The sequence below is a fragment of the Rhizobium sp. 'Codium 1' genome (assembly GCF_020889605.1).
Lineage (GTDB): Bacteria > Pseudomonadota > Alphaproteobacteria > Rhizobiales > Rhizobiaceae > Allorhizobium > Allorhizobium algae.
The window spans coordinates 125,172-146,684 of the sequence record NZ_JAJGPW010000007.1 but is presented as its reverse complement, the minus strand read 5'-3'; the positions used below and the strand labels follow the sequence as shown (position 1 = coordinate 146,684).

At 61.9% G+C, this 21,513-nt stretch carries 18 protein-coding genes; 16 read left to right on the top strand and 2 right to left on the bottom strand.

Features of this window, described 5'->3' with window-relative positions:
• The first annotated feature begins 176 nt into the window (after positions 1-176).
• The 6 genes from LJE98_RS16930 to exoR all read left to right on the top strand — a co-directional run bounded on the left by LJE98_RS16930 (position 177) and on the right by exoR (position 8,073).
• On the top strand, positions 177-848 hold the full coding sequence (locus LJE98_RS16930) for a protein-L-isoaspartate O-methyltransferase family protein (RefSeq protein WP_229576389.1): 672 nt from the start codon (positions 177-179) through the stop codon (positions 846-848).
• A gap of 195 nt (positions 849-1,043) precedes the next feature.
• Positions 1,044-1,997 carry a DUF2497 domain-containing protein gene (locus LJE98_RS16925; RefSeq protein ID WP_229576388.1) on the top strand — a complete coding sequence of 318 codons (954 nt, stop codon included), beginning with the start codon at positions 1,044-1,046 and terminating at the stop codon, positions 1,995-1,997.
• A 114-nt stretch (positions 1,998-2,111) separates the two neighbouring features.
• Positions 2,112-5,042, top strand: coding sequence for a valine--tRNA ligase (locus LJE98_RS16920; RefSeq protein ID WP_229576387.1), 2,931 nt, complete (start codon positions 2,112-2,114; stop codon positions 5,040-5,042).
• Between the two features lie 436 nt (positions 5,043-5,478).
• Positions 5,479-6,735 carry an OmpP1/FadL family transporter gene (locus tag LJE98_RS16915; protein WP_420710164.1) on the top strand — a complete coding sequence of 419 codons (1,257 nt, stop codon included), beginning with the start codon at positions 5,479-5,481 and terminating at the stop codon, positions 6,733-6,735.
• 232 nt (positions 6,736-6,967) lie between these two features.
• A complete protein-coding gene (locus LJE98_RS16910; protein WP_229576386.1) occupies positions 6,968-7,249 on the top strand; it encodes a hypothetical protein in 282 nt (93 codons plus the stop codon).
• 32 nt (positions 7,250-7,281) lie between these two features.
• On the top strand, positions 7,282-8,073 hold the full coding sequence (exoR, locus tag LJE98_RS16905; RefSeq protein ID WP_280640731.1) for an exopolysaccharide production regulator ExoR: 792 nt from the start codon (positions 7,282-7,284) through the stop codon (positions 8,071-8,073).
• A gap of 88 nt (positions 8,074-8,161) precedes the next feature.
• Here the strand turns inward: exoR and xth are convergent, their stop codons facing one another.
• Together xth and erpA are read right to left on the bottom strand one after the other, a co-directional pair.
• Positions 8,162-8,947, bottom strand: a complete 786-nt coding sequence (xth, locus tag LJE98_RS16900) for an exodeoxyribonuclease III (protein ID WP_229576385.1) — start codon at positions 8,945-8,947, stop codon at positions 8,162-8,164.
• A 7-nt stretch (positions 8,948-8,954) separates the two neighbouring features.
• The gene (gene erpA / locus LJE98_RS16895) at positions 8,955-9,287 is read right to left on the bottom strand and encodes an iron-sulfur cluster insertion protein ErpA (RefSeq protein ID WP_229576384.1); all 333 of its coding nucleotides are present in this window, start codon (positions 9,285-9,287) and stop codon (positions 8,955-8,957) included.
• 197 nt (positions 9,288-9,484) lie between these two features.
• Here erpA and LJE98_RS16890 point away from each other — a divergent pair, with 197 nt between their 5' ends.
• The 10 genes from LJE98_RS16890 to tatC all read left to right on the top strand — a co-directional run bounded on the left by LJE98_RS16890 (position 9,485) and on the right by tatC (position 21,506).
• On the top strand, positions 9,485-10,702 hold the full coding sequence (locus tag LJE98_RS16890) for a deoxyguanosinetriphosphate triphosphohydrolase (RefSeq protein ID WP_229576383.1): 1,218 nt from the start codon (positions 9,485-9,487) through the stop codon (positions 10,700-10,702).
• Between the two features lie 59 nt (positions 10,703-10,761).
• Entirely contained in the window at positions 10,762-12,522 is a 1,761-nt protein-coding gene (argS, locus tag LJE98_RS16885; RefSeq protein ID WP_229576382.1) for an arginine--tRNA ligase, read from the top strand.
• Positions 12,523-12,587: 65 nt separating this feature from the next.
• Positions 12,588-15,605: an SPOR domain-containing protein gene (locus LJE98_RS16880; RefSeq protein ID WP_229576381.1), complete on the top strand. Its 3,018-nt coding sequence runs from the start codon at positions 12,588-12,590 to the stop codon at positions 15,603-15,605.
• 128 nt (positions 15,606-15,733) lie between these two features.
• Positions 15,734-16,762, top strand: a complete 1,029-nt coding sequence (nagZ, locus tag LJE98_RS16875) for a beta-N-acetylhexosaminidase (RefSeq protein WP_229576380.1) — start codon at positions 15,734-15,736, stop codon at positions 16,760-16,762.
• Positions 16,763-16,833: 71 nt separating this feature from the next.
• Positions 16,834-17,631 (top strand): segregation and condensation protein A, encoded by a 798-nt coding sequence (locus tag LJE98_RS16870; RefSeq protein WP_229576476.1) that lies wholly within the window; start codon positions 16,834-16,836, stop codon positions 17,629-17,631.
• Between the two features lie 7 nt (positions 17,632-17,638).
• Positions 17,639-18,373, top strand: coding sequence for an SMC-Scp complex subunit ScpB (scpB, locus tag LJE98_RS16865; protein WP_229576379.1), 735 nt, complete (start codon positions 17,639-17,641; stop codon positions 18,371-18,373).
• 90 nt (positions 18,374-18,463) lie between these two features.
• Entirely contained in the window at positions 18,464-19,591 is a 1,128-nt protein-coding gene (locus tag LJE98_RS16860; protein WP_229576378.1) for an ABC transporter ATP-binding protein, read from the top strand.
• Between the two features lie 12 nt (positions 19,592-19,603).
• Positions 19,604-19,831, top strand: coding sequence for a twin-arginine translocase TatA/TatE family subunit (locus LJE98_RS16855; protein WP_229576377.1), 228 nt, complete (start codon positions 19,604-19,606; stop codon positions 19,829-19,831).
• A gap of 113 nt (positions 19,832-19,944) precedes the next feature.
• Positions 19,945-20,688, top strand: coding sequence for a Sec-independent protein translocase protein TatB (tatB, locus tag LJE98_RS16850; RefSeq protein WP_229576376.1), 744 nt, complete (start codon positions 19,945-19,947; stop codon positions 20,686-20,688).
• A complete protein-coding gene (gene tatC / locus LJE98_RS16845; protein ID WP_229576375.1) occupies positions 20,685-21,506 on the top strand; it encodes a twin-arginine translocase subunit TatC in 822 nt (273 codons plus the stop codon). Before tatB ends, tatC begins: the two co-directional genes overlap by 4 nt.
• Positions 21,507-21,513: the final 7 nt, after the last annotated feature.

The window sequence follows — 21,513 nt, the reverse complement described above, 5'->3', positions numbered from 1 at the left end:
TGTGGCGCCTTCGCGCATGCACCTGCGTTTCGCTCTCAAGGTGAGGGCGCGCAATATGCTGCAACCGCGATATTCTCGTGTGCGAGGGGAAGAGCCGCTTGAAAGCGTCCCGGCCTGCAATTAAAGACACGGGGGCAAGTAGCCGCTATGGCCGGTCGACACGGGGCGCGAATAAGATGATGGATTACGCAGCAGCACGCACCAAGATGGTGGACAATCAGATCAGGACCACGGATGTCACATCCCATTCCGTCCTGAACGCCTTCCTCACGGTGCCGCGCGAAGCCTTCGTTCCGGCCGAGCTGAAGCCGCTCGCTTATATCGATGAGGACACGCAGGTCTGTCCGGCCCGGGATGGCAGCCCGGCCCGCTACATCATGGAGGCGTCGCCGCTCGCCAAGCTCCTGCAACTCGCCGCCATCACCAAAGATGACCTTGTGCTGGAGATCGGTTGTGGTGCGGGTTATGCCGCCGCCATCCTGTCGCTTCTGGCTGGCTCGGTCGTTGCGACCGAAAGCGACGAGGCGCTGGTCACCAAGGCGACCGAAAAGCTCTCCGAACTCGGCTACGACAATATCGCCGTCGTTTCGGGCAGGCTCGAAGACGGTTATGCCGCAGAAGCCCCATACGACGTGATCTTCGTCAACGGTGCCGTCGAGGAACTGCCGGAAGCGATCCTGTCGCAGTTGCGTGAAGGCGGCCGTCTGGTCGCCGTCGTTGGCTATGGCAATGCGGCCCGCGCCCGCCTCTATGTCAAGAATGGCGGCATGACCTCCTATACCGAATATTTCAATGCCGCCGTGAAGCCGCTGCCCGGCTTCCGCAAGGCTGCCGAATTCGTCTTCTGAGACGTGATCCGGACGACCGTATTCAAAGGCCCGCCGCGTGCGGGCCTTTTCGTGATGGCCAAACAAAACTGTGCATCACGACAATTCCTGCAGCAGGCGTGATTTTTTTCGGCAAGTGCGTATCCTAGGGTGAGCGCGAATCGGCTCGGCAGCAATCTGCCCGGTCGACAGTTTCTGAGGACAACGGGGATTAGTATGGCTCAGCCAAGCGTAGCGCGTGAACCGTCCATGGAAGAGATCCTGGCATCCATCCGCCGGATTATCGAAAGCAATGATCCGGTGAATGGCGGAAGCCTGTCGCAGGATGCGTCTGATCTCACGGACGAGGACGGTGCCGACGACGCCGACATGGGTTATGATGGCGGCGAATTCGTCGCGGCCAATGATGCCGGTCCGTCTTTTTCAATGTTTGACCGGGAAATCCCGCGTGTCGAAGTCGAGCCACGCCGTGAAGCGCCGCAGGCCGAAGGCGACGACATGCCCAAGAGTGTGTCGCTTGCCGATCTCGCGGCCCGTGTCCGCTCGGCCTCCGAACGCATCGAGCGGCCCGTTCAGGCCCTGAACCGTTCGGAAATGCCTGGCATGCCGGAAGCCTTGCGTCGTGAGCCGGCTGCAGAAGCCCGTGATGCCCGTCCTGTCGAGGCACCTTCGATGACGGCGCGGCTCGCCGAAATCCGTCAGCCCGATCTGCGCGCATCTTTCGCCGCCGAGCCTGTGGCGCCTGCAGCGCTGCGCGCGCAGGCAGAGGAGGAACACACGTCTTTTGCAGCGCCGGAAGCGTCGATGGCCCGCATTGCATCGGTCGAGGTGCGCGTCGAGCGTGCTGCACCTGCCGCGGAGCAGCCGGTGTCCGAAGCACAGGAGGAGATGTCGATGGATGCGCCGGAACTTGAGCCCCGCGCCGAACCCGAAAGCGAAGCCCGCGACCTGACTGCGCTGGTTTCGGCCGCAACGGTCGAGCAGGTCTCACGTTCCTTCTCTGAACTGGCTGCTGCCTTCGACGGCACCGAGCGTCGCTCGCTCGATGAAATGGCGGAAGAAATGCTGCGTCCCATGCTGAAAGACTGGCTGGACGACAACCTGCCGACGCTGGTGGAGCGCCTCGTGCGCGAAGAGATCGAACGCGTCGCCCGCGGCCCGCGACGCTGACCGTAGCCCCTTCAGGGATCACGGGCCGCTCGCAAGAGCGGCCTTTTTTATTGACTTGGTTTTGCCAGTCCTGTTTACCAACCCACATCCAGAACTCGAATATCCGGTCGGAAAATGCTCGAAAAGACCTATGATTCAGCCGCCGTCGAACCGAAGATCGCGAAAGCCTGGGAGGAGGCGGATGCCTTCCGCGCCGGCGCCAACGCGAAGCCGGGCGAGGACACCTTCACCATCGTGATCCCGCCGCCGAACGTGACCGGTTCGCTGCACATGGGGCATGCGCTGAACAACACGCTGCAGGACATCATGGTCCGCTTCGAGCGCATGCGCGGCAAGGACGTTCTGTGGCAGCCGGGCATGGACCATGCCGGCATCGCGACCCAGATGGTGGTCGAGCGCAAGCTTGCTGAAAACGGCCAGAACCTCTCGCGCCGTGACATGGGTCGCGACGCCTTCATCGAGAAGGTCTGGGAGTGGAAGGAAGAATCGGGCGGCCTGATCTTCAACCAGCTGAAACGTCTCGGCGCCTCCTGCGACTGGTCGCGCGAGCGCTTCACCATGGATGAGGGCCTTTCGGCCGCCGTGCTCGAGGTTTTTGTCACGCTCTACAAGGAAGGGCTGATCTATCGCGGCAAACGGCTGGTCAACTGGGATCCCAAGTTCGAAACCGCGATTTCCGATCTCGAGGTCGAGAACAAGGAAGTTGAAGGCCATATGTGGCACTTCAAGTACCCGCTCGCCGGTGGTGAGACCTATACCTATGTCGAGAAGGACGAGGACGGCAACGTCACCTTCCAGGAGGAGCGCAACTATATCGCGATCGCGACCACGCGCCCCGAAACCATGCTTGGTGACGGCGCGGTGGCTGTCCACCCCTCGGACGAGCGTTATGCCGATATCGTCGGCAAGCTCTGCGAGATCCCCGTGGGCCCGAAGGAACATCGCCGCCTGATCCCGATCATCACCGACGAATATCCGGATCCGAAGTTCGGCTCGGGCGCCGTCAAGATTACCGGCGCGCACGACTTCAACGACTATCAGGTCGCGCGCCGCAACAAGATCCCGCTCTATCGCCTGATGGATACCCAGGCGAAGATGCGCGAAGACGGCGAGAACTACGCGGACTACGCCGCTCGTGCCCTGGAGATCGCAAGGTCCGGCCAGCTGCCGAATGAGGCTGAGGTCGACGACATCAATCTGGTGCCGGAGGAATATCGCGGTCTCGACCGCTACGAGGCCCGCAAGCGCATCGTCGATGCGATCAATGCAGAAGGTCTCGCCGTCACCGTCAAGGACGGGGAGGGCAATGATATTCCCTTCGTCGAGAGCAAGAAGATCATGCAGCCCTTCGGCGACCGCTCCGGCGTCGTCATCGAGCCGATGCTGACCGACCAGTGGTTTGCTGACGCAAAGACGCTCGCCGAGCCGGCAATCGCTTCCGTTCGCGAGGGCCGCACCAACTTTGTCCCGAAGAACTGGGAAAAGACCTATTTCGAGTGGATGGAAAACATCGAGCCCTGGTGCATTTCGCGCCAGCTCTGGTGGGGCCACCAGATTCCGGCCTGGTATGGCCCTGATGGGCAGGTCTTCGTCGAGAAAACCGAGGAAGAGGCGCTGCATTCGGCGATCCAGCACTACATCGCCCATGAGGGTCCGTGGAAGGCCTGGGTTGAGGAGAAGCTCGAGAATTTCCAGCCCGGCGAGATCCTGACCCGCGACGAGGATGTGCTCGACACCTGGTTTTCATCGGCGCTCTGGCCCTTCTCGACGCTCGGCTGGCCCGAGAATACGCCGGAACTGGCGAAATATTACCAGACCGACGTGCTGGTCACGGGCTTCGACATCATCTTCTTCTGGGTCGCCCGCATGATGATGATGGGCCTGCACTTCATGAAGGACGAGGACGGCAATCCGGTCGAGCCCTTCCACACGGTCTATGTCCACGCGCTCGTCCGCGACAAGGCCGGCCAGAAGATGTCGAAGTCGAAGGGCAACGTCATCGACCCGCTGGAACTGATCGATGAATATGGCGCGGACGCCCTGCGTTTCACGCTGGCGATCATGGCCGCCCAGGGCCGCGACGTGAAGCTCGACCCGGCCCGCATCGCCGGCTACCGAAACTTCGGCACAAAGCTGTGGAATGCCACCCGCTTCGCCGAGATGAACGGTGTGAAGGCCGATCCGACCTTCCTGCCGGAAACGACATCGCTGGCGATCAACCGCTGGATCCTGACGGAACTGGCGCGCACCGAGAGCGAAGTGACCGAAGCAATCGAAAGCTACCGCTTCAACGATGCGGCCAGCAGCCTTTACCGCTTTGTCTGGAATCAGTTCTGCGATTGGTATCTGGAACTGCTGAAACCCATCTTCATGGGCGAGGACGAGACGGCGAAGAAGGAAGCGCAGGCTTGCGCTGCCTATGTGCTGGAGCAGATCTACAAGCTCCTGCATCCCTTCATGCCTTTCATGACCGAAGAACTCTGGGCGCATACGGCAGGCGAAGGCGCGTCTCGTGACCTGCTGCTTTGCCATGCCGACTGGCCGGCGCCGGAATTTTCCGACGAGAATTCGGCAGCCGACATCAACTGGCTGATCGACCTCGTGACCGGCATTCGCTCGGCGCGCTCCGAGATGAACGTGCCCCCGGGTGCGACAGCACCGCTCGTCGTGGTCGGCGCCAATGGCGTCACCCAGGAGCGGCTGCTCCGGCACGAGGCATCGATCAAGCGTCTCGCCCGCGTCGAGGCGATCACCGTGGCTGATCTTGCCCCGAAGGGGGCCGCCCAGATCGTCGTCGGCGAGGCGACCGCCTGCCTGCCGCTTGGCGCGCTGATCGATCTCGGCGCCGAAAAGGCCCGCATCGAAAAGGCGATTGCCAAGGTCGACCAGGAAATGGCCCGTATCGCCGGCAAGCTGAACAATGAAAAGTTCGTCGCCAATGCCAATCCCGATGTCGTCGCCGCGGAGCGCGAGCGTCACCAGGAGCTGGAGGTGCAAAAGGCAAGCTTGGAGACGGCCCTGAAGCGGGTTGTCGAGGCCGGGTAAGCCGCTACGCATCAAGAATGAAATTCTAAAGGCCGGGTCTGCGATCCGGCCTTTCGCTTTTGCAGACGAAGGGCGAGTTCGGGCAGAAGAATGCTGCACTGCATAACGATTCTGGCCGATATCATGGTCATCTGGGGACCGCTTCAGATTATTGCGAATGCAACTGCCTGAAATATGCCCTTTGCGATCATCGGCCAGCCTGTTGCGTTCCGGCAACGCCACTGCGCTTGCTTGGAATAATGTTCTTCCCAGGATCAAATTTTCCGGGTGTGTACGAAAAAAACATCCAAGCGGTGGCATGTTTTACGTGCGCGTCAAAAACGTTACGTAAAAATTTCGGTGATGGAACAATGGTGTGACGGCGATCACCGGATTGTCATTCTGTCGCACATGTCTACTATCGCAAATCACAGTTTTGCCGGAATTGGGGAGAGACATGGCGAACCACTTGATGAAGACAACCGCCCTCGGGCTGATCGCAGCATGCGCATTCGTGGGAGGCGCGCAGGCAAGCGGTCTTGAACGTGGCGGCTACAACATCGATCTTCTGTTCGATCCTGGCCAGTACACGTTCGAAAGCGGCGTCACCTATGTTGCGCCGCAGCGTAAGCTTGAGAACGCCGTCGACGAAGATGCTTCTGACAGCACGATGACGACGGCACAGGGTTACTCGGACAGTACAACGGAAACCGAGAATTATTTCGTGCCGCGGATTGGCTTCAAGGCAAGCCTGGTCGAAGGTGTGGACTGCCTTGCAGACTATTCGCAGCCTTGGGGTGTGCACACGAATCCGGGCGCGGATTGGGTTGGTGCACAGCATAACATCGAGACCAAGGTCGATAGCGACAATTATGCCCTGACATGTTCGTACAAGTTCGATGTCGGTGCCGGTCAGCTTCGCGTTCTCGGTGGTGCGTTCTACCAGGAAGTTGGAGGCTTCAAGGAGCGGCAGGTCATTACGAGCGAGACACTGACGGCATTGGGTCAGACCACGTCAGGCGTGGGACGACTGGACCTCGAAGGTGACGGCTTCGGATGGCGAATGGGCGTTGCCTATGAGATCACAGAATATGCATTGCGTGCGAGCCTCGTTTACAACAGTGAAGTGAAGCTCAACAACATCACCGGCACACTTGATCTGACGGAAATTCCTTTTGTCGCCGGTTTCCTTACCAACCCGCTCTTCGGCAAAGTGACCGACGTGTACGGCTCGGCCGTCATGCCTGATACGGTCGAGTTCAAGCTTCAGTCCGGCATCGCGCCAGATTGGCTCGCCTTCGGTTCCGTCAAGTGGACTGATTGGAGCCAGTTGCAGCGTATCCCGTTCTACGTGAACGGCACGACCTCCGAGGCGACGGCACTTGAGCTTGCCTATCGCGACGGCTGGACCATCAGCGGTGGTGTCGGCCACAAGCTGAACGAACAGTGGAGCGTTGCGGGCTCTGTCACCTGGGATCGCGGTACCGCGCAGGGCTTCGGCAGCCAGACCGATGTTTGGACATTCGGCACAGGCGTATCCTATAGCCCGTCAGAAAATGTCGAGTTCCGCGTCGCTGGCGCTCTCAGCCTGTTGACCTCGGGCAGCTCGGGCGAAGTTACCGTCGATGGCGTCACCTATGGCGACGACGTCTCCTATGACTTCGGCACAGACTTGGCGGCCGCAGTTTCCACCTCCCTCAAGGTCCGCTTCTGAGCATCGCTGAGGAAAATGTGTCAGAAGCCCGGCTCGTCCGGGCTTCTTTCGTTTCAAGCCGTCGACCGCTATTTCAGCTTTCCGGAATGTGATGATTCTGCAACAGCGCATCTATCCTTCTTCGGCTGCCGCGCTCGCGCCGAATTTGTCCATTTCCCGCCACAAACAAAGAGCACCGGTGTTGCGAGAGACGGCGGGGGCTGTTTCCGGTGGGTGGCGTTAAGAGTTCAACATGAGCCTCTGGGGCAAAAATTCGGTGCTGATAGCAATGACTTCGACTGTTCTTGGGGAGCGGTCGGCCTGTCTGGAAAAGGAAATGGAGGGGGCGTTTGCGATCGCCCCGGTCTTGCCGGAAATCCGGTCTAGTCTCCAGACCATGCAGAAGAGAATAATATTGAGCCTGGGCGGCAAGGCCATCGACAAGGTCGGGCATGAACCGTCTGTTCATCGCTGTGGTGCAATCTCGAAGTCCGGCGCAGTTGAACCGGCCGCAAATGCGGGGCGGTGTATCTGATGTCCATTATGTCTTGGAAATTGTGCGGACCCATGCGGCTACGTGACTGGAAATCTTCGGTAGTGCTTGTGACGGCAGCTTTGTTGCTGTCCAGCGGGCCCTCTGCGCTTGCCTTCGATATGAACGCCGGTGTCAGCAAGGAATCCGGCCCATTCGACCTCTTCAAGTTCGGCTTCAACGCCTACAAGAAGGGCCAGAAGGAAGAGGCGGTCGAGGCGTATCGCTATGCCGCGGAAAAGGGCCATACCGGCTCGCGCTGGGCGCTCGCCAACATGTATGAGGCCGGCGACGGTGTCGTCGAAAACGACTTCGAAGCCTTCAAGATTTATGCCGAGATCGCAAACCAGGGCGTCGAGCCCGGTTCTGCGGACACCGGCTTCTTCGTCAATGCGCTTCTGTCGCTTGCCCGGTATTATCGCCAGGGTATTCCCGACAGCCCCGTGAGGGCGGACCTCGCCCAGGCGCGGCAGATCTATTTCCAGGTCGCTTCAACCTTTGGAGTGCCGGAAGCCCAGTTCCAGCTGGCCCGTATGATCCTGGCCGGCGAGGGCGGTCGTGTGAACGTGCAGCAGGCGAAGAAGTGGCTGAACATGGCACGCAAGGGCGGCCATGCCGGCGCCATGTCGATCTTCGGCAACGTCTTGTTCGAAGAAGGTCAGACCGTTCGCGGTCTCGCATTCCTGACGGCCGCACTGGAGCGCTGCAGCCAGAAGGATTGTCCATGGATGCAGGATCTGCAGGAACGGGCTTTTTCGCTCGCGACCGAAGACGACCGCCGGGTGGCCGTGGCGCTGGCGCCTGAGGTCTTCACGCAGGGCGACTGAGCGCAGGGCGCGCGACGACATTGGCAGGAACATCAAAAAATGGGCGCCTCAGCGCCCATTTTCTTGTCTGCGATTGGATTTTCTGAGGTCAGAAAGCGAAGTGACCGACAACAGGCACATGGTCCGAGGGTTTCTCCCAGGCCCGGACATGTTTTTCGATCGCCGTCGAGCGCAGCCGGTCGGAGGCCTCAGGCGACAGCATCAGGTGGTCGATGCGGATGCCGTTGTTTTTCTGCCAGGCACCGGCCTGATAGTCCCAGAATGAGAAGAGCGGCGTCTCGTCAGTGGTGGCGCGCACCGCATCGACGAAGCCGAGATTCTCCAGCCGCCGGAAAGCCGCCCGCGTTTGGGGCAGGAAGAGCGCGTCGGTCACCCACTGGCTGGCATCCTTCGCATCATGCGGCTCGGCAATGACATTGTAGTCGCCGGCAAGGATGAGTGGTTCCTCAAGCGCCATGCGGTCACGCGCGAAGGCTTCCAGTCTCGCCATCCAGGCGAGCTTGTAGGGGTATTTGACCGGATCGTCCGACGGATTGCCGTTCGGCAGATAGAGCGAGCAGACACGCAGGACGCCGCCGTCGACCGAAAACACGCCCTCGATGAAGCGCGCCTGTTCGTCGGTGTCGTCACCCGGCAGGCCGCGATTGACTTCGTCCGGCTTGATCTTGGAGAGCAGGGCAACGCCGTTGAAACCCTTCTGACCGTGCGTCTCGACGTGATAGCCGAGCGCCTCGATCTCGCCGCGGGGAAAACCTTCATCGACCGACTTGATCTCCTGCAGGCAGGCAATGTCGGGATCGCTGTCCTTCAGCCACTGGCACAGATTCTCGATGCGTGCCTTGACGCCGTTGATGTTCCAGGTGGCAATTTTCATCATGCACTCACACGGAGAAACTGGTGCCGCAGCCGCAGCTCGCCACGGCATTGGGATTCTTGATCTGGAACGACTGGCCGAGCAGGTTGTCGACGAAGTCGATCTCGGAGCCGGCCATGTAGATCAGTGACATCGGATCGATCAGAACGGTGGCGCCGTCGCGGCTGATCACGATGTCGTCGCCTGCCGGTTGGCCGTCGAGGTCGAATTTGTAGGAGAAGCCGGAACAGCCGCCGCCTTCGACAGACACGCGCAGCGCCTGTTTCTCGGCATCGGCAGCGACGATCGCCGCGATTCGCTTCGCTGCGGCTTCGGAAAGGGTAACTGTTTCGGTGCTCATTCTGCCTCCTGCCGGGTTCAAGGCCCGGTGAAAACGGTTCACTTCGGTGCAAATCACCGCATTGTCACGCAATTGCGCGATTTTTGATAAGGCAACGCGGGCTGAAGGCGCTTCGGAACCCGCATCGCCTTGCGGCTTTGTCCGCTATAGGTATGAAGGCACAAGAGTTGCGTCAATGGGGAGCAAGCGGCACAGGCATGACGATTGATCAATCAGCACTGGGTTTCGGCACGGGCGAACGGGCGATTTACGCCACCAATCCGCTGCAAAGCCGTGGCCGGCTCTTTGCCGAGGGCGGCAGCCTCACCCGGTCCGATTTCCAGCGCGACCGCGACCGCATCGTCCACACGACCGCCTTTCGCCGCCTCAAGCACAAGACGCAGGTCTTCATTGGGCCGGACGGCGATCATTATCGCACCCGTCTGACGCACACGATCGAAGTTGCCCAGATTGCCCGAGCATTGGCTCGTGCGCTGAAGCTCGATGAAGATCTGGCAGAAGGCGTGGCGCTCGTGCACGATTTTGGCCACACACCCTTCGGCCACACCGGCGAGGATGCGTTGCACGAGGTGCTGGAACCCTATGGCGGCTTCGACCACAATGCGCAGTCGCTGCGCATCGTTACCAAGCTGGAGCGCCGCTATGCCGATTTCGACGGGCTCAATCTCACCTGGGAAGCGCTCGAAGGCCTGGTCAAGCACAATGGGCCATTGAAGACCAAGGACGGGCAGGGGACACGCGGACCAGTACCGCAGCCGATCCTGGACTATTGTGAAATCCATGATCTGGAACTGGAAAGCTTTGCCGGGCTCGAAGCCCAGGTTGCGGCCATCGCCGACGACATTGCTTACAACACCCATGATATCGATGACGGTCTGCGCTCCGGTTACCTCACATTCGACATGCTGGAGGACGTGCCCTTTCTCGCCGGTCTGATGAAGGAGGTGCGCGACCGCTATCCGCATCTCGACCCTGACAGGTTCACCCACGAGATCATGCGCCGGCAGATCACGCGAATGGTCGAGGATGTGATCGGAGTGGCGCAGGAGCGGCTGAAGCTGGTGGCGCCCCAGAATGTCGAGGATGTCAGGGCGGCCTCGATGACGATCGCCACATTCTCCGACCAGATGGCCGAGACCGACAAGGCGATCAAGAAGCTCCTGTTCAGTCGCATCTATCGTCACCCCGACATCATGCGCATTCGGGCCGCCGCCGCCGAGATCGTCACCGATCTCTTCAATGCCTACATGGCCGACCCGACGCTGATGAAGAGCCACTTCTGGGTGAACCATATTTCGGGCCTCAATGACGGGCAGAAGGCCCGCCATGTCGGCGACTATCTGGCCGGCATGACGGATACCTATGCGGTGCGCACGCATCGGGAGTTGTTTGACCGGACTCCCGAATTGCGATAGGCACCCGACGAAATTCTAAGGAAACGCCGTTGCGAAGCGCCGGCGCGCAGGGACACGCCATGAATCTTTTCGCCGATTTCGAAATCCGGATCAAAGCAGCGCTCGACGAGATCGAGGCGGTGCGCGAGAAGCGGGACAGCCTCGACTTCAGCCGCATCGTCGTGGAGCCGCCGCGCGATCCGAGCCATGGCGATGCCGCGACCAATGCCGCGATGGTGCTCGCCAAGGGCATGGGCATGAACCCGCGCGCGCTGGCCGACCTGATCGGCGAAAAGCTGAAGCAGGATCCGGATATCGCCGAAGTCGGCGTCGCTGGCCCCGGTTTCATCAACATCCGGCTCTCCGTTGCCTATTGGCAGCGGCTGCTGGCGGTCATGATCCGTGAGGGCACGGATTTCGGTCGTGCCTCCGTGGGTTCCGGCCACAAGGTCAATGTTGAATATGTCTCGGCCAATCCGACCGGCCCGATGCATGTCGGCCATTGCCGTGGCGCCGTTGTCGGCGACACGCTGGCCAACCTGCTCGGTTTTGCGGGTTACGAGGTCACCAAGGAATACTACATCAACGATGCCGGCGCTCAGATCGAGGTCCTCGCCCGTTCTGCCTTCCTGCGCTATCGGGAAGCCCTGGGCGAGACCATCGGCGAGATCCCCGCAGGTCTCTACCCGGGTGACTATCTGGTTCCGGTTGGCAAGGTCCTGGCCGACGAATATGGCACCAGGCTCCTCACCATGCCGGAAGAGGAGATGCTCGATATCGTCAAGGACAAGGCCATCGCTGCAATGATGGTCATGATCCGCGAGGATCTCGCCACGCTGAACGTGCATCACGACGTCTTCTTCTCCGAGCGCACCCTGCACGCCGGCAACGGCGGCCGCATCCTCTCGGCCATCAATGATCTGACCTTCAAGGGCCATGTCTACAAGGGCAAGCTGCCGCCGCCGAAGGGGCAGTTGCCGGAAGATTGGGAAGACCGTGAGCAGACGCTGTTCCGCTCGACCGAAGTCGGTGACGACATCGACCGCCCGCTGATGAAGTCGGATGGTAGCTTCACCTATTTCGCTGCCGACGTTGCCTATTTCAAGGACAAGTTCGATCGCGGCTTCACCGAGATGATCTATGTGCTGGGTGCCGACCATGGCGGCTATGTGAAGCGGCTGGAGGCGGTCAACCGCGCCGTGTCGGAAGGCAAGTCGAAGCTCACCGTCCTGCTTTGCCAGCTGGTCAAGCTTTACCGCGACGGCGAGCCGGTGAAGATGTCGAAGCGTTCAGGCGATTTTGTCACGCTGCGCGAAGTGGTCGAGGAAGTCGGCCGCGATTCGGTCCGTTTCATGATGCTCTACCGGAAGAATTCCGAGCCGCTCGACTTCGACTTTGCCAAGGTGACGGAGCAGTCGAAGGACAATCCGGTCTTCTATGTGCAGTACGCCCATGCGCGTTGCATGTCGATCATGCGCCAGGCAAAGGAAGCCTTGCCCGATCTCGATATCGAGAAACTCGACCTTGCCAGTGCCGTAATGGGACAGATCCAGGACCCAACGGAACTGTCACTGGTTGCAAAGCTTGCCGAATATCCGAGAATCATCGAGGCAGCAGCATTGTCCCAGGAGCCGCATCGACTTGCATTTTACCTGCATGATCTGGCAAGCTCGCTCCATGCTCACTGGAACAAGGGCAAGGATTCGCCCGAATTACGCTTTGTTAACGATAAACATAGAGAATTAACCATCGCCAGGCTTGGGCTGGTGCATGCTGTCGCCTCCGTGTTGAAGTCGGGACTCGCCATTACTGGCACCGAAGCTCCGGTCGAAATGCGATAGTATCGTCACCAATTCCCCACATTACGCTGGCAGGCGTTGAGTCGCGTGAGTGAGTGGAACAGGGTATGGTACAGAAGCAGGCTGCAAACAGCATTCGATCGCAGGGCGATGGTTTCGCGGATGATGATCCGCTGGCGGAGCTCGCCCGCATCGTTGGGTTCGATCAGCCTCTGAAGCGCGAAACTGTCGTTGCGCTGCCGCAGGCGCCGGATATGTCTTCGGCTGACTTCAATCTGGAAGACGAGTTGATGCGCGAGTTCGAGGGCTATGAAGCCTCTCCCGCGCCGTCTTCCTATGCGCCTGAGCTCGAAGCGCCCGAGCCTGTGCTGCCCCGCCCTTCCGCGGTTGAAGCCTACGAAACACCGCGCCATCGCGAAGAGCCGAGTTTCGAGCCGCAGGCCGTTGCCTATGCGGAGCCAGATTCTGGTCTGGTGCCAGAGCATGTCGAGGTCGAGGCTCCGCACATTGCGCAAGCTGACGCCTATGCGCCGGATGCCGATCGCTATGTCGCAGATCCGGCTCCCGCATATGATCACGACGAAATGCGATCCGAGCAGGTGGTCGAGCCTGATCTTTCCTTTGATCTGGCCGATGAGCTGGAGTTCGCGGTCGCAGATGCCGACATTCGCCCAGAGCCGTTTGGCGCGCCAGCGCGTCCGGTTCAGCCCGAGCCGCCGCGCCTGCGCCTGCCGCTTGCCAATTTCGCCGCGCAGCCGGTTCGTCGGACCGAGCCGCCGGTCGCGACTGTGCCGGCATTCGAAGCTTCGAGCTTCGAGGCACCGAGCGCACCCGCCGTTGAGGCGTCACGACCGCTTGGCGATCTCGACTTTGGCAAGGCGAGCTTCGATTGGGCCTCCGGTCCGGTCGAACCCATTCCGGCCATATTGTCTTCTGCTCCCGAATTGGCCGAGGCGCCGACACCTGCGCCGCAATTCGACCCATTTGCAATCGAGATGGAGCGGCCAGTTGCGCCGGTTTCGACGGATGCTGTCGCGGGCGTCCAGCATGACGAGCTGGACTTCGGCTTCGACTTTCTCGATGAACTCGCCTTCGAAGAGGATGCGCATCTCGCTGCCAAGGTAAGGGAGCCGGTCGAGCAGCCCGCAGCGCCCGCCGTATCCGAGGAGGATTTCGATCCCTTCACCGACCAGGAGTTCGAGCTGCAGCTGGATGAGATCGAGCTGGACTTGTCCGATCTCGAAGTGGCGCCCGAATTGCCTGCGGTTGAGCCCGCGCCTGCGACCGTCGCGGCCGTCGCAACGGCGGCACCCGCTTTCGCCGCTGCTCCTGCGCCTCTGGCTGCCGTCCGTCCAGAGCCAATGGTTGCCTCGTCTTTCGCAGCTGCCCCGGCGGCGGCGGCTCTCGCCGTTCCTCCGACAGCTTCAGTCTCGTCGTCATACGCAGCGCCGGTGACCCGCCCTGCGGCTGAAACCTATGCGCCGGCGTCCGCTCCGACATCGTCGCCGTTTCGTCCTGCTGCGCCGACCGAGGACAGCTTCGGCTTCGACCCTTCCGAGATTTCGGAACAGGATGACCTGCTCGAAACCCTGAGCGGCATGGATGTGCCGGATGTGCCGGTGGCGGAGGCACGCGCGACCCAACCGGCTCAGCCGGACTATGACATCGACATCGATGCCGAGCTTGCGACACTCTTCGAGGAGCCCGCAGCGCCGCAACTGAAGCCGGTCTCGGCAGGCCGCGTGACCGCTGCGCCGATCGCAACGGCTCCGCAGGCAACGGCACAGCCACCGCTCGAGGATTTCGAAGCCTTCGAAAAGGCGCTGGAAGAAGATCTCATCAGCACCATGTCGGCCTCTGGCCACTTCGAGCCTGAGAGCCGTGGCCACATCACCATCGCCGGTGAAGGCCAGGGATTCCGCTTCCGCCGCGTCAAGCCCTATCTGATGGCGGGAACTGCGGTCGTGATGCTGCTTGCCGGTGCGGGGGGACTCTATGCCTGGCTCGGCAGCGGTGCCGTGGGCACGCTGTCCGGTGGAGAGCCGGTCGTGATCGCCGCTGACAAGACGCCGGTCAAAATGGTGCCGGAGAATCCGGGCGGCAAGTCCGTTCCGAACCAGGACAAGGCGGTCTATGATCGTGTGGCGGGAAGTGGCGTCGAAGACCCCAAGCAGCCGAGCCTGATTTCCTCGGAAGAAGAGCCCGTTGACGTGGTGCAGCGCACGCTGATCCCCGAATCGCTGCCGCTGGAAGGCGAGAACGATGCCATGGCAACGCCGGTCGGCGAGACCGAGGATCCGCGCCTGCTGCCCGACGGCCAGCCTCCGCAGGCAAGCGCCGAAGATCCGGCGACGATCACCCCGCGCAGGGTCCGCACGATGATCGTGCGTCCGGATGGCACGCTGGTCGCACAGGAAGTGCCGGCGGAGCCGACAGCCGCCGCAACGCCATCGCAGTCAACGGCGGATACGCCGGTGCTCGCACCGCCGAGTGTGCCTTCTTCCAATGGCGGTGATACCGTCAGGACCGTCGATACGCGCGTCGTGACCCCGGGTGGCCCGACCGAGACCGCTGCGTCGCAAACCGTGCCTGCCGCAACGGCGCAGGCAGCCACCGAACTGGCGGCCGTGACACCGGAGACGGTGGAGACATTGGCGGCCACGGATGTTGCCGCGGCACCGACTGCCAACGATCCGAGCGCACCGCGCGCCCCGATCCCGACAAGCCGCCCGGCCGACCAGCCGGTCAATGTCGTGGGAACCGTCACCGATCAGGGCAATGTACGATCGGCCCAACCGGCTGCGCCAGCGCCTGCTGAAGCGCCCGCGGAAGTGGCTGCGGCATCCCCGGCGGCCACAGCGCCGGCCGCTGCTGCACCCGCCGGCAGTTTCGGCATCCAGATCGCCTCGCTGCCGTCGGAAGCGGATGCGCAGAAGAGCTATCGCAACCTGTCGTCCAAGTTCGGCAACATCCTGGGCGGCAAGCCCTGGGAAATCCGCCAGGCGGACATTCCCGGCAAGGGCACCTTTTACCGGGTGCGCGTGGGGGCCGGTTCCAAGGATGATGCCGTGGCGCTGTGCGAACAATATCGTGCCGCTGGCGGCAGCTGCCTCGTCTCCCGCTGAGAACAGGCCTGATTATCTGAGCATTCGAGAGGCGGAACCGCGTGTTCCGCCTCTTTTCTTGTGTATGAGCGCCTGAGGTCACCTTCCGGTCCCTTCGGCTTTTTCTTCCCCCTCGATATGGTCTTCCCATGACAGCACAATCCCGTTCCGCCAAAGCCATGATCCTCGGTTGCCTCGGCCAGCGTCTCACCGCTGACGAGAAGGCCTTTTATCGCGATGAGCAGCCCTGGGGATTCATCCTCTTCGGTCGCAATATCGGCGAGGCCGAACAGGTGAAGGATCTGGTTGCGGAGATGCGGGATACGGTTGGCGGTGGACACCACGTGCCCGTCCTGATCGACCAGGAGGGCGGTCGCGTGCAGCGCATCCGCGAGCCGATTGCGCCGCGTTATCCCTCGGGCGCCGATTTGGGCGCGCTTTACGGCCAGGACAAAGCGAAGGGCCTGCGGGCGGCCTGGCTGATGTCACGCCTGCATGCCTTCGATCTCTATCGCCTCGGCATCAATGTCGACTGCTTGCCCGTACTCGACGTGCCCATTGAAGGGGCCAGCAATGTCATCGGCAACCGCGCCTATTCCAACGATCCAGATGTGGTCGCGAAGATGGGACAGGCTGCAGCGGACGGGCTGAAGGCCGGCGGCGTGCTGCCGGTCCTGAAGCATATCCCGGGCCATGGTCGCGGCATGGCCGACAGCCATCATGAACTGCCCGTCGTCACCGTACCGCGCGCCGCACTCGAGGCGCATGACTTCGTGCCCTTCAGGGCGCTGGCACAGGAGCTGATGGGCATGAGCTGCCATGTCGTCTATACCGATATCGACCCCGATCATCCGGCCTCGACCTCGCGCATCGTCACCGAGGAGATCGTGCGCAAGGCGATCGGCTTCGAGGGCTTGCTGATGTCCGACGATATCTCAATGAATGCGCTTGAGGGCACGATCGGCGAACGCGCAGTGCGGATCGCAGCGGCGCTTGATGTCGTGCTGCACTGCCACGGCCAGATGGACGAAATGAAGGCTGTTGCCGCCGCCGTATCCGAACTTTCGGGCCAGGCGCGCAGGCGGGCGGATGCGGTGGAAGCGGCTTTCGTTGCGCCCGATGATGCTGACGAGCAGACCTTGCGTGAAGAATTCGCCAACCTGATGGCGGTGGCCTGATGGTGCGCGGTCCTGTCCAGCCGACGATCCTCAACCGGCCCTCCCAGGGAGAGACACCGGTGCCGACGCCGATGGACAGCCTCTGGCAGGACAATGCCGAGGAGCGGGCCGCAAGCGACCCGGCACTTCTGATCGACGTTGCGGGTTTCGAAGGCCCGCTCGATCTCCTACTTTTCCTCGCCCGCAATCAGAAGGTCGATCTTGCCCGCATTTCGGTGCTGGCCCTGGCCGAGCAATATTTGCTCTTCATCGAAACCGCCCGGCGCATTCGCATCGAGCTGGCTGCCGACTATCTGGTGATGGCGGCCTGGCTCGCCTATCTGAAATCGCGTCTCCTGATCCCGCAGCAGCCGAAAGACGACGGCCCCTCGGGCGAGGAGATGGCCCAGACGCTTGCCTTCCGCCTGAAACGGCTGGAGGCCATGCGCGAGGCCGCAAGCCGGCTCGTCAACCGCAACCGTCTCGGCCGTGATGTCCACCCGCGCGGTGCGCCGGAACATGTGCCCTCGCGCGCGACGAGCGCCTATGAGGCTTCGCTCTACGACCTGCTGACGGCCTACGCTTCACTGCGCCAGCGCCAGGCAATCACCCAGGTGACGATCGAGCGGCGGCGGGTCTGGTCGCTGTCGGATGCGCGCGGGATCCTGACCCGCATGATCGGCGAGATCACGGACTGGACGGCGCTCGACCATTTCCTGTTGCGCTACCTGCCGAGCCCCGAGGACCGGGTGACCGCGATTGCGAGTTCCTTTGCAGCCTCCCTCGAACTCGTGCGTGAAGGCCGACTTGAGATCCGACAGGATGGGGCCTTCCAGCCGATCTACATGCGCAGCGGTCCCAGGGCCGAAGCTTTGAAATCGGTGGAGTGAAGCTGAGATGATCGACGTCGACGAGAGGGAGCCGGATGACGGCGAGGAAGCCGAGGAGGGGGGGCATTCTGCATCGCTCCGCGCCGAGCTCGACCGTCGCGAGGCGTTGCGCATTGCCGAGGCCCTGGTTTTCGCGTCTGCCCAGCCGGTTTCGACCACCTTTGTCGAAGAGCGTCTGCCACACGGCATCGCGGCGACGGAGATCCTGCATCAGTTGAAGGAGGATTACGCTGCGCGCGGGGTGAACCTCGTCCAGGTGGACGACCACTGGGCGTTTCGCACGGCGGCCGATCTCTCATTTGCCATCCGCAACGACGAGGCCGAGGTCAAGAAGCTCTCGCGTGCTGCTCTCGAAGTGCTCGCGATCATCGCCTATCACCAGCCGGTTACGCGTGCCGAGATCGAGGACATCAGAGGCGTGCAGACCTCCAAGGGCACGCTCGACGTGTTGATGGAGGCGGGCTGGGTGCGTTTTCGCGGGCGACGGCGTTCGCCCGGACGCCCTGTGACCCTTGGGACGACCCGTGATTTCCTCGATCATTTCGGGCTGGAGGAACTGCGCGATCTGCCGGGTCTCGAAGAGTTGAAGGGGGCAGGGCTGCTCTCCGGCCGTATTCCGGCGAACTTCAACATCCCGCTTCCCATGGGCCATGACGAGCTTGGCGAGGAGGAGGATCCGATTACCCAGCTGGACCTCGAAGAGCTCGGCCTCTTGACACCGGGCGGTGAAGCAGAGGAATAGGGTCAGCTTTTTCAACGATGACCGGTAAAGCCGGCTCGTCTGCGGTCCCTGTGTCTGCAACGATCCGGTCTGAACCGCGCGGACGGCAGAATGAATCCAGCGAAGACCCAGCACGGAAACGGCCAGCGCACGGCGGGCGTGACCTTCGCCGCACGTCTGACCTTCGAGGAGATTCATCACTGCTATCACGGCAAGGAGACGATTGGCGGTCTTTCGCTGACGGCGGAACCCGGCGAAGTCCTCTGCCTGCTCGGTCCCTCCGGGTCTGGCAAGACGACGCTGCTCAGGATTGCCGCCGGCATCGAGGCGCAGACGTCAGGTCGCGTGGTGATCAACGACCGTGAAGTCGCTGGACCCCGGACCTTCCTGCCGCCGGAGAAGCGTGGCATCGGGCTGATGTTCCAGGACTTCGCCCTTTTCCCTCACATGTGCGTGCTCGACAATGTCCGCTTCGGCCTGACGGCGCTGCCGCGCAAGGACGCGGTGGCGGAAGCCATGGCCGCTCTGGATCGGGTCGGGCTTGCCCATTATGCCGACAAGTTTCCGCATGCCTTGTCCGGCGGTGAGCAGCAGCGCGTGGCCCTGGCGCGAGCGCTCGCTCCCCGTCCCAGCGTGCTCCTGATGGACGAACCTTTTTCCGGTCTCGATTCGCGGCTTAAGGACACGGTGCGGGCCGATACGCTCGCAATTCTCCGTGAGACCCGCGCGACTGCCGTCGTCGTCACCCACGACGCCGAAGAGGCCATGCGCATGGCAGATCGCATTGCGCTCCTCCGGAACGGGCGTCTCGTGCAGGTCGGGACATCGGACGATCTCTATCGCCGACCGAACGACATCTTTGCGGCCGCGTTCTTTTCTGAGATCAACGAATTCGCCGGCCGCGTGCGGGGCGGACAGGTGGAAACGCCGCTGGGTGCGGCCGAAGCCGGCCATCTCGCCGAGGGTACCGAGGTCGAGATTGCGGTTCGCCTGTCCGATCTTGCCGTGCGCGACAGTGGCGGCAGCATTCCGGCCCGCATCATTGCTCGACGTTTTCTCGGCGTTGTCGAACTGCTCGACCTTGCAGTCCCCGGCACCGAGAGGCCCGTCCGCGCTCGAATCCGGGCCGATGTCCTGTCGGCCGGTGTGCGTGACGTCACGATTGCGGTTGAGCCGAAAGACATTTTGGTGTTTGAAAAGACACCGGAAAGCCCCTACATCGGGGAAACAAAAATCTAAGGAGTGGCAGGCATGGGTTCGTTTAGCATTTGGCACTGGATCATCGTTCTGGCGATCGTCCTGCTTCTCTTCGGCCGCGGCAAGATCCCGGAACTGATGGGTGACGTGGCCAAGGGCATCAAGAGCTTCAAGAAGGGCATCAGCGAAGAGGACGAGAGCGAAAAGCCGACCGCCTCGACCCCTCCGGCCCAGCCGACCGCGACGAAGACGGTCGATCACAAGGCCGACGAGGTAAAGTGATCGGCATCCGCCAATTGGACGGGCGGCTCTTCGGGCTGCCCGCTCTTCGTTGAAGTGTTGGAAGTCCGGCGCCCGTTCCGAGGCGCCCTTGGTGGCATCAGGAGCCCGTTTGCATGCTGGATATAGGCTGGACCGAGCTTTTGGTGGTCGCCGTGATCCTGATCGTGGTCGTGGGTCCCAAGGACCTGCCGCCGATGATCCGGGCCTTCGGCAAGATGACGAAGCGTCTGCGACAGACCGCGGGCGAGTTTCGATCCCAGTTCGATGAGGCCCTCCGGGAGGCCGAGCTCGATGACCTGAAGAATTCGGTCAACGACATCCGTTCGCTCAATCCTGCCAATACGATCCGGGAGACTTTGAACCCGCTGCGCCAGATGGGGCAGGAGATCAAGTCGGATCTGGAGCGTTCCACGCGCCCCCAGAGCAAGCCCGCGCCGCAGGATGACGGTTACGAAGAGAATTCCATTTTGCCGGACGTGCCGCTCGGCCTCGGCGAAGTGCCGGATGCGCTGAAACCGGCCGCAGTCCCGCCAGCCGCGCAAGCTGCTGCTCCCGCTGCGACCACGCCAGTCACCGGCCCGGCGACCTCGGCGCCCGCCGCGGCGGCTCCGGTCACCACAAAGAAGCCGGCTGGTCGCAAGGCTGCCGCCAAGGCCGATGCTCCGGCGAAGGCGGCCTCCAGGACCTTGAAAGCCGCGCCCGTGGCAGCCGCTGTCCCGGTCGCCTCTCAGCCGAAGGCGACGAAGGCGAAGGCCGCTCCCGTCAAACCGGCAGCGACCAAGCCCGCCCCGGCCGAAAAGGCTATTGCCAAATCGGCACCCAAGGCACGCAAGCCCAAGAGTGAGGACCGCGCATGAGCGGCGAGACAGACGACAAGCCCCAGCCGCTGATCGAGCATCTGATTGAACTGCGGTCGCGCCTCATCTGGGCGCTCGGCGCATTCTTCCTCGCCTTCATCGTATGCTTCTACTTCGCCAAGCCGCTCTTCAACATGCTGGTCGTTCCCTATAAATGGGCCGTGTCCTGGGCTGGCATGGATTTAAGCAAGGCGGAGCTGATCTATACGGCGCCCCAGGAATTCTTCTTCACCCAGGTGAAGGTGGCGGCCTTCGGCGCCATGGTCATCGCCTTTCCGGTGATCGCCTCGCAGATCTACAAATTCGTGGCGCCCGGTCTCTACAAGAACGAGCGCGCCGCCTTCCTGCCGTTCCTGATTGCCTCGCCTCTGCTCTTTCTGCTCGGCGCCTCGCTCGTCTATTTCTTCTTCACGCCCATGGTGATGTGGTTCTTCCTCGCCATGCAGCAAAGCCCCGGCGAGGGGGAGGTGGCGATCTCGCTGCTGCCCAAGGTTTCCGAATATCTCAGCCTGATCATGACGCTGGTCTTTTCCTTCGGTCTTGTGTTCCAGCTGCCCGTCATCACCACGCTTCTGGCGCGGGTCGGCATTCTGGACAGCCGGTGGCTGGCGGACAAGCGCAAGTACTTCATCGTCGTCGCCTTCGTCGTTGCAGCCGTCCTGACACCGCCGGATCCGCTCTCCCAGATCGGTCTTGCACTGCCGACAATCCTTCTCTACGAGGTGGCTATCTACGCGGCGCGACTCGTCGAGAAGAACCGTGCTCGGTCTGCAGAAGCCGCCGACCTTGCCGAGGCTTCCTCGTCAGAGGAAACCTGAATCGGCG

Bases quoted from the DNA above. Each gene is read 5' to 3' on its own strand.
- LJE98_RS16930 (WP_229576389.1), top strand. From the start codon at position 177: ATGATGGATTACGCAGCAGCACGCACCAAGATGGTGGACAATCAGATC.
- LJE98_RS16925 (WP_229576388.1), top strand. From the start codon at position 1,044: ATGGCTCAGCCAAGCGTAGCGCGTGAACCGTCCATGGAAGAGATCCTG.
- LJE98_RS16920 (WP_229576387.1), top strand. From the start codon at position 2,112: ATGCTCGAAAAGACCTATGATTCAGCCGCCGTCGAACCGAAGATCGCG.
- LJE98_RS16915 (WP_420710164.1), top strand. From the start codon at position 5,479: ATGGCGAACCACTTGATGAAGACAACCGCCCTCGGGCTGATCGCAGCA.
- LJE98_RS16910 (WP_229576386.1), top strand. From the start codon at position 6,968: ATGAGCCTCTGGGGCAAAAATTCGGTGCTGATAGCAATGACTTCGACT.
- exoR (WP_280640731.1), top strand. From the start codon at position 7,282: ATGCGGCTACGTGACTGGAAATCTTCGGTAGTGCTTGTGACGGCAGCT.
- xth (WP_229576385.1), bottom strand. From the start codon at position 8,947: ATGAAAATTGCCACCTGGAACATCAACGGCGTCAAGGCACGCATCGAG.
- erpA (WP_229576384.1), bottom strand. From the start codon at position 9,287: ATGAGCACCGAAACAGTTACCCTTTCCGAAGCCGCAGCGAAGCGAATC.
- LJE98_RS16890 (WP_229576383.1), top strand. From the start codon at position 9,485: ATGACGATTGATCAATCAGCACTGGGTTTCGGCACGGGCGAACGGGCG.
- argS (WP_229576382.1), top strand. From the start codon at position 10,762: ATGAATCTTTTCGCCGATTTCGAAATCCGGATCAAAGCAGCGCTCGAC.
- LJE98_RS16880 (WP_229576381.1), top strand. From the start codon at position 12,588: ATGGTACAGAAGCAGGCTGCAAACAGCATTCGATCGCAGGGCGATGGT.
- nagZ (WP_229576380.1), top strand. From the start codon at position 15,734: ATGACAGCACAATCCCGTTCCGCCAAAGCCATGATCCTCGGTTGCCTC.
- LJE98_RS16870 (WP_229576476.1), top strand. From the start codon at position 16,834: ATGGACAGCCTCTGGCAGGACAATGCCGAGGAGCGGGCCGCAAGCGAC.
- scpB (WP_229576379.1), top strand. From the start codon at position 17,639: ATGATCGACGTCGACGAGAGGGAGCCGGATGACGGCGAGGAAGCCGAG.
- LJE98_RS16860 (WP_229576378.1), top strand. From the start codon at position 18,464: ATGAATCCAGCGAAGACCCAGCACGGAAACGGCCAGCGCACGGCGGGC.
- LJE98_RS16855 (WP_229576377.1), top strand. From the start codon at position 19,604: ATGGGTTCGTTTAGCATTTGGCACTGGATCATCGTTCTGGCGATCGTC.
- tatB (WP_229576376.1), top strand. From the start codon at position 19,945: ATGCTGGATATAGGCTGGACCGAGCTTTTGGTGGTCGCCGTGATCCTG.
- tatC (WP_229576375.1), top strand. From the start codon at position 20,685: ATGAGCGGCGAGACAGACGACAAGCCCCAGCCGCTGATCGAGCATCTG.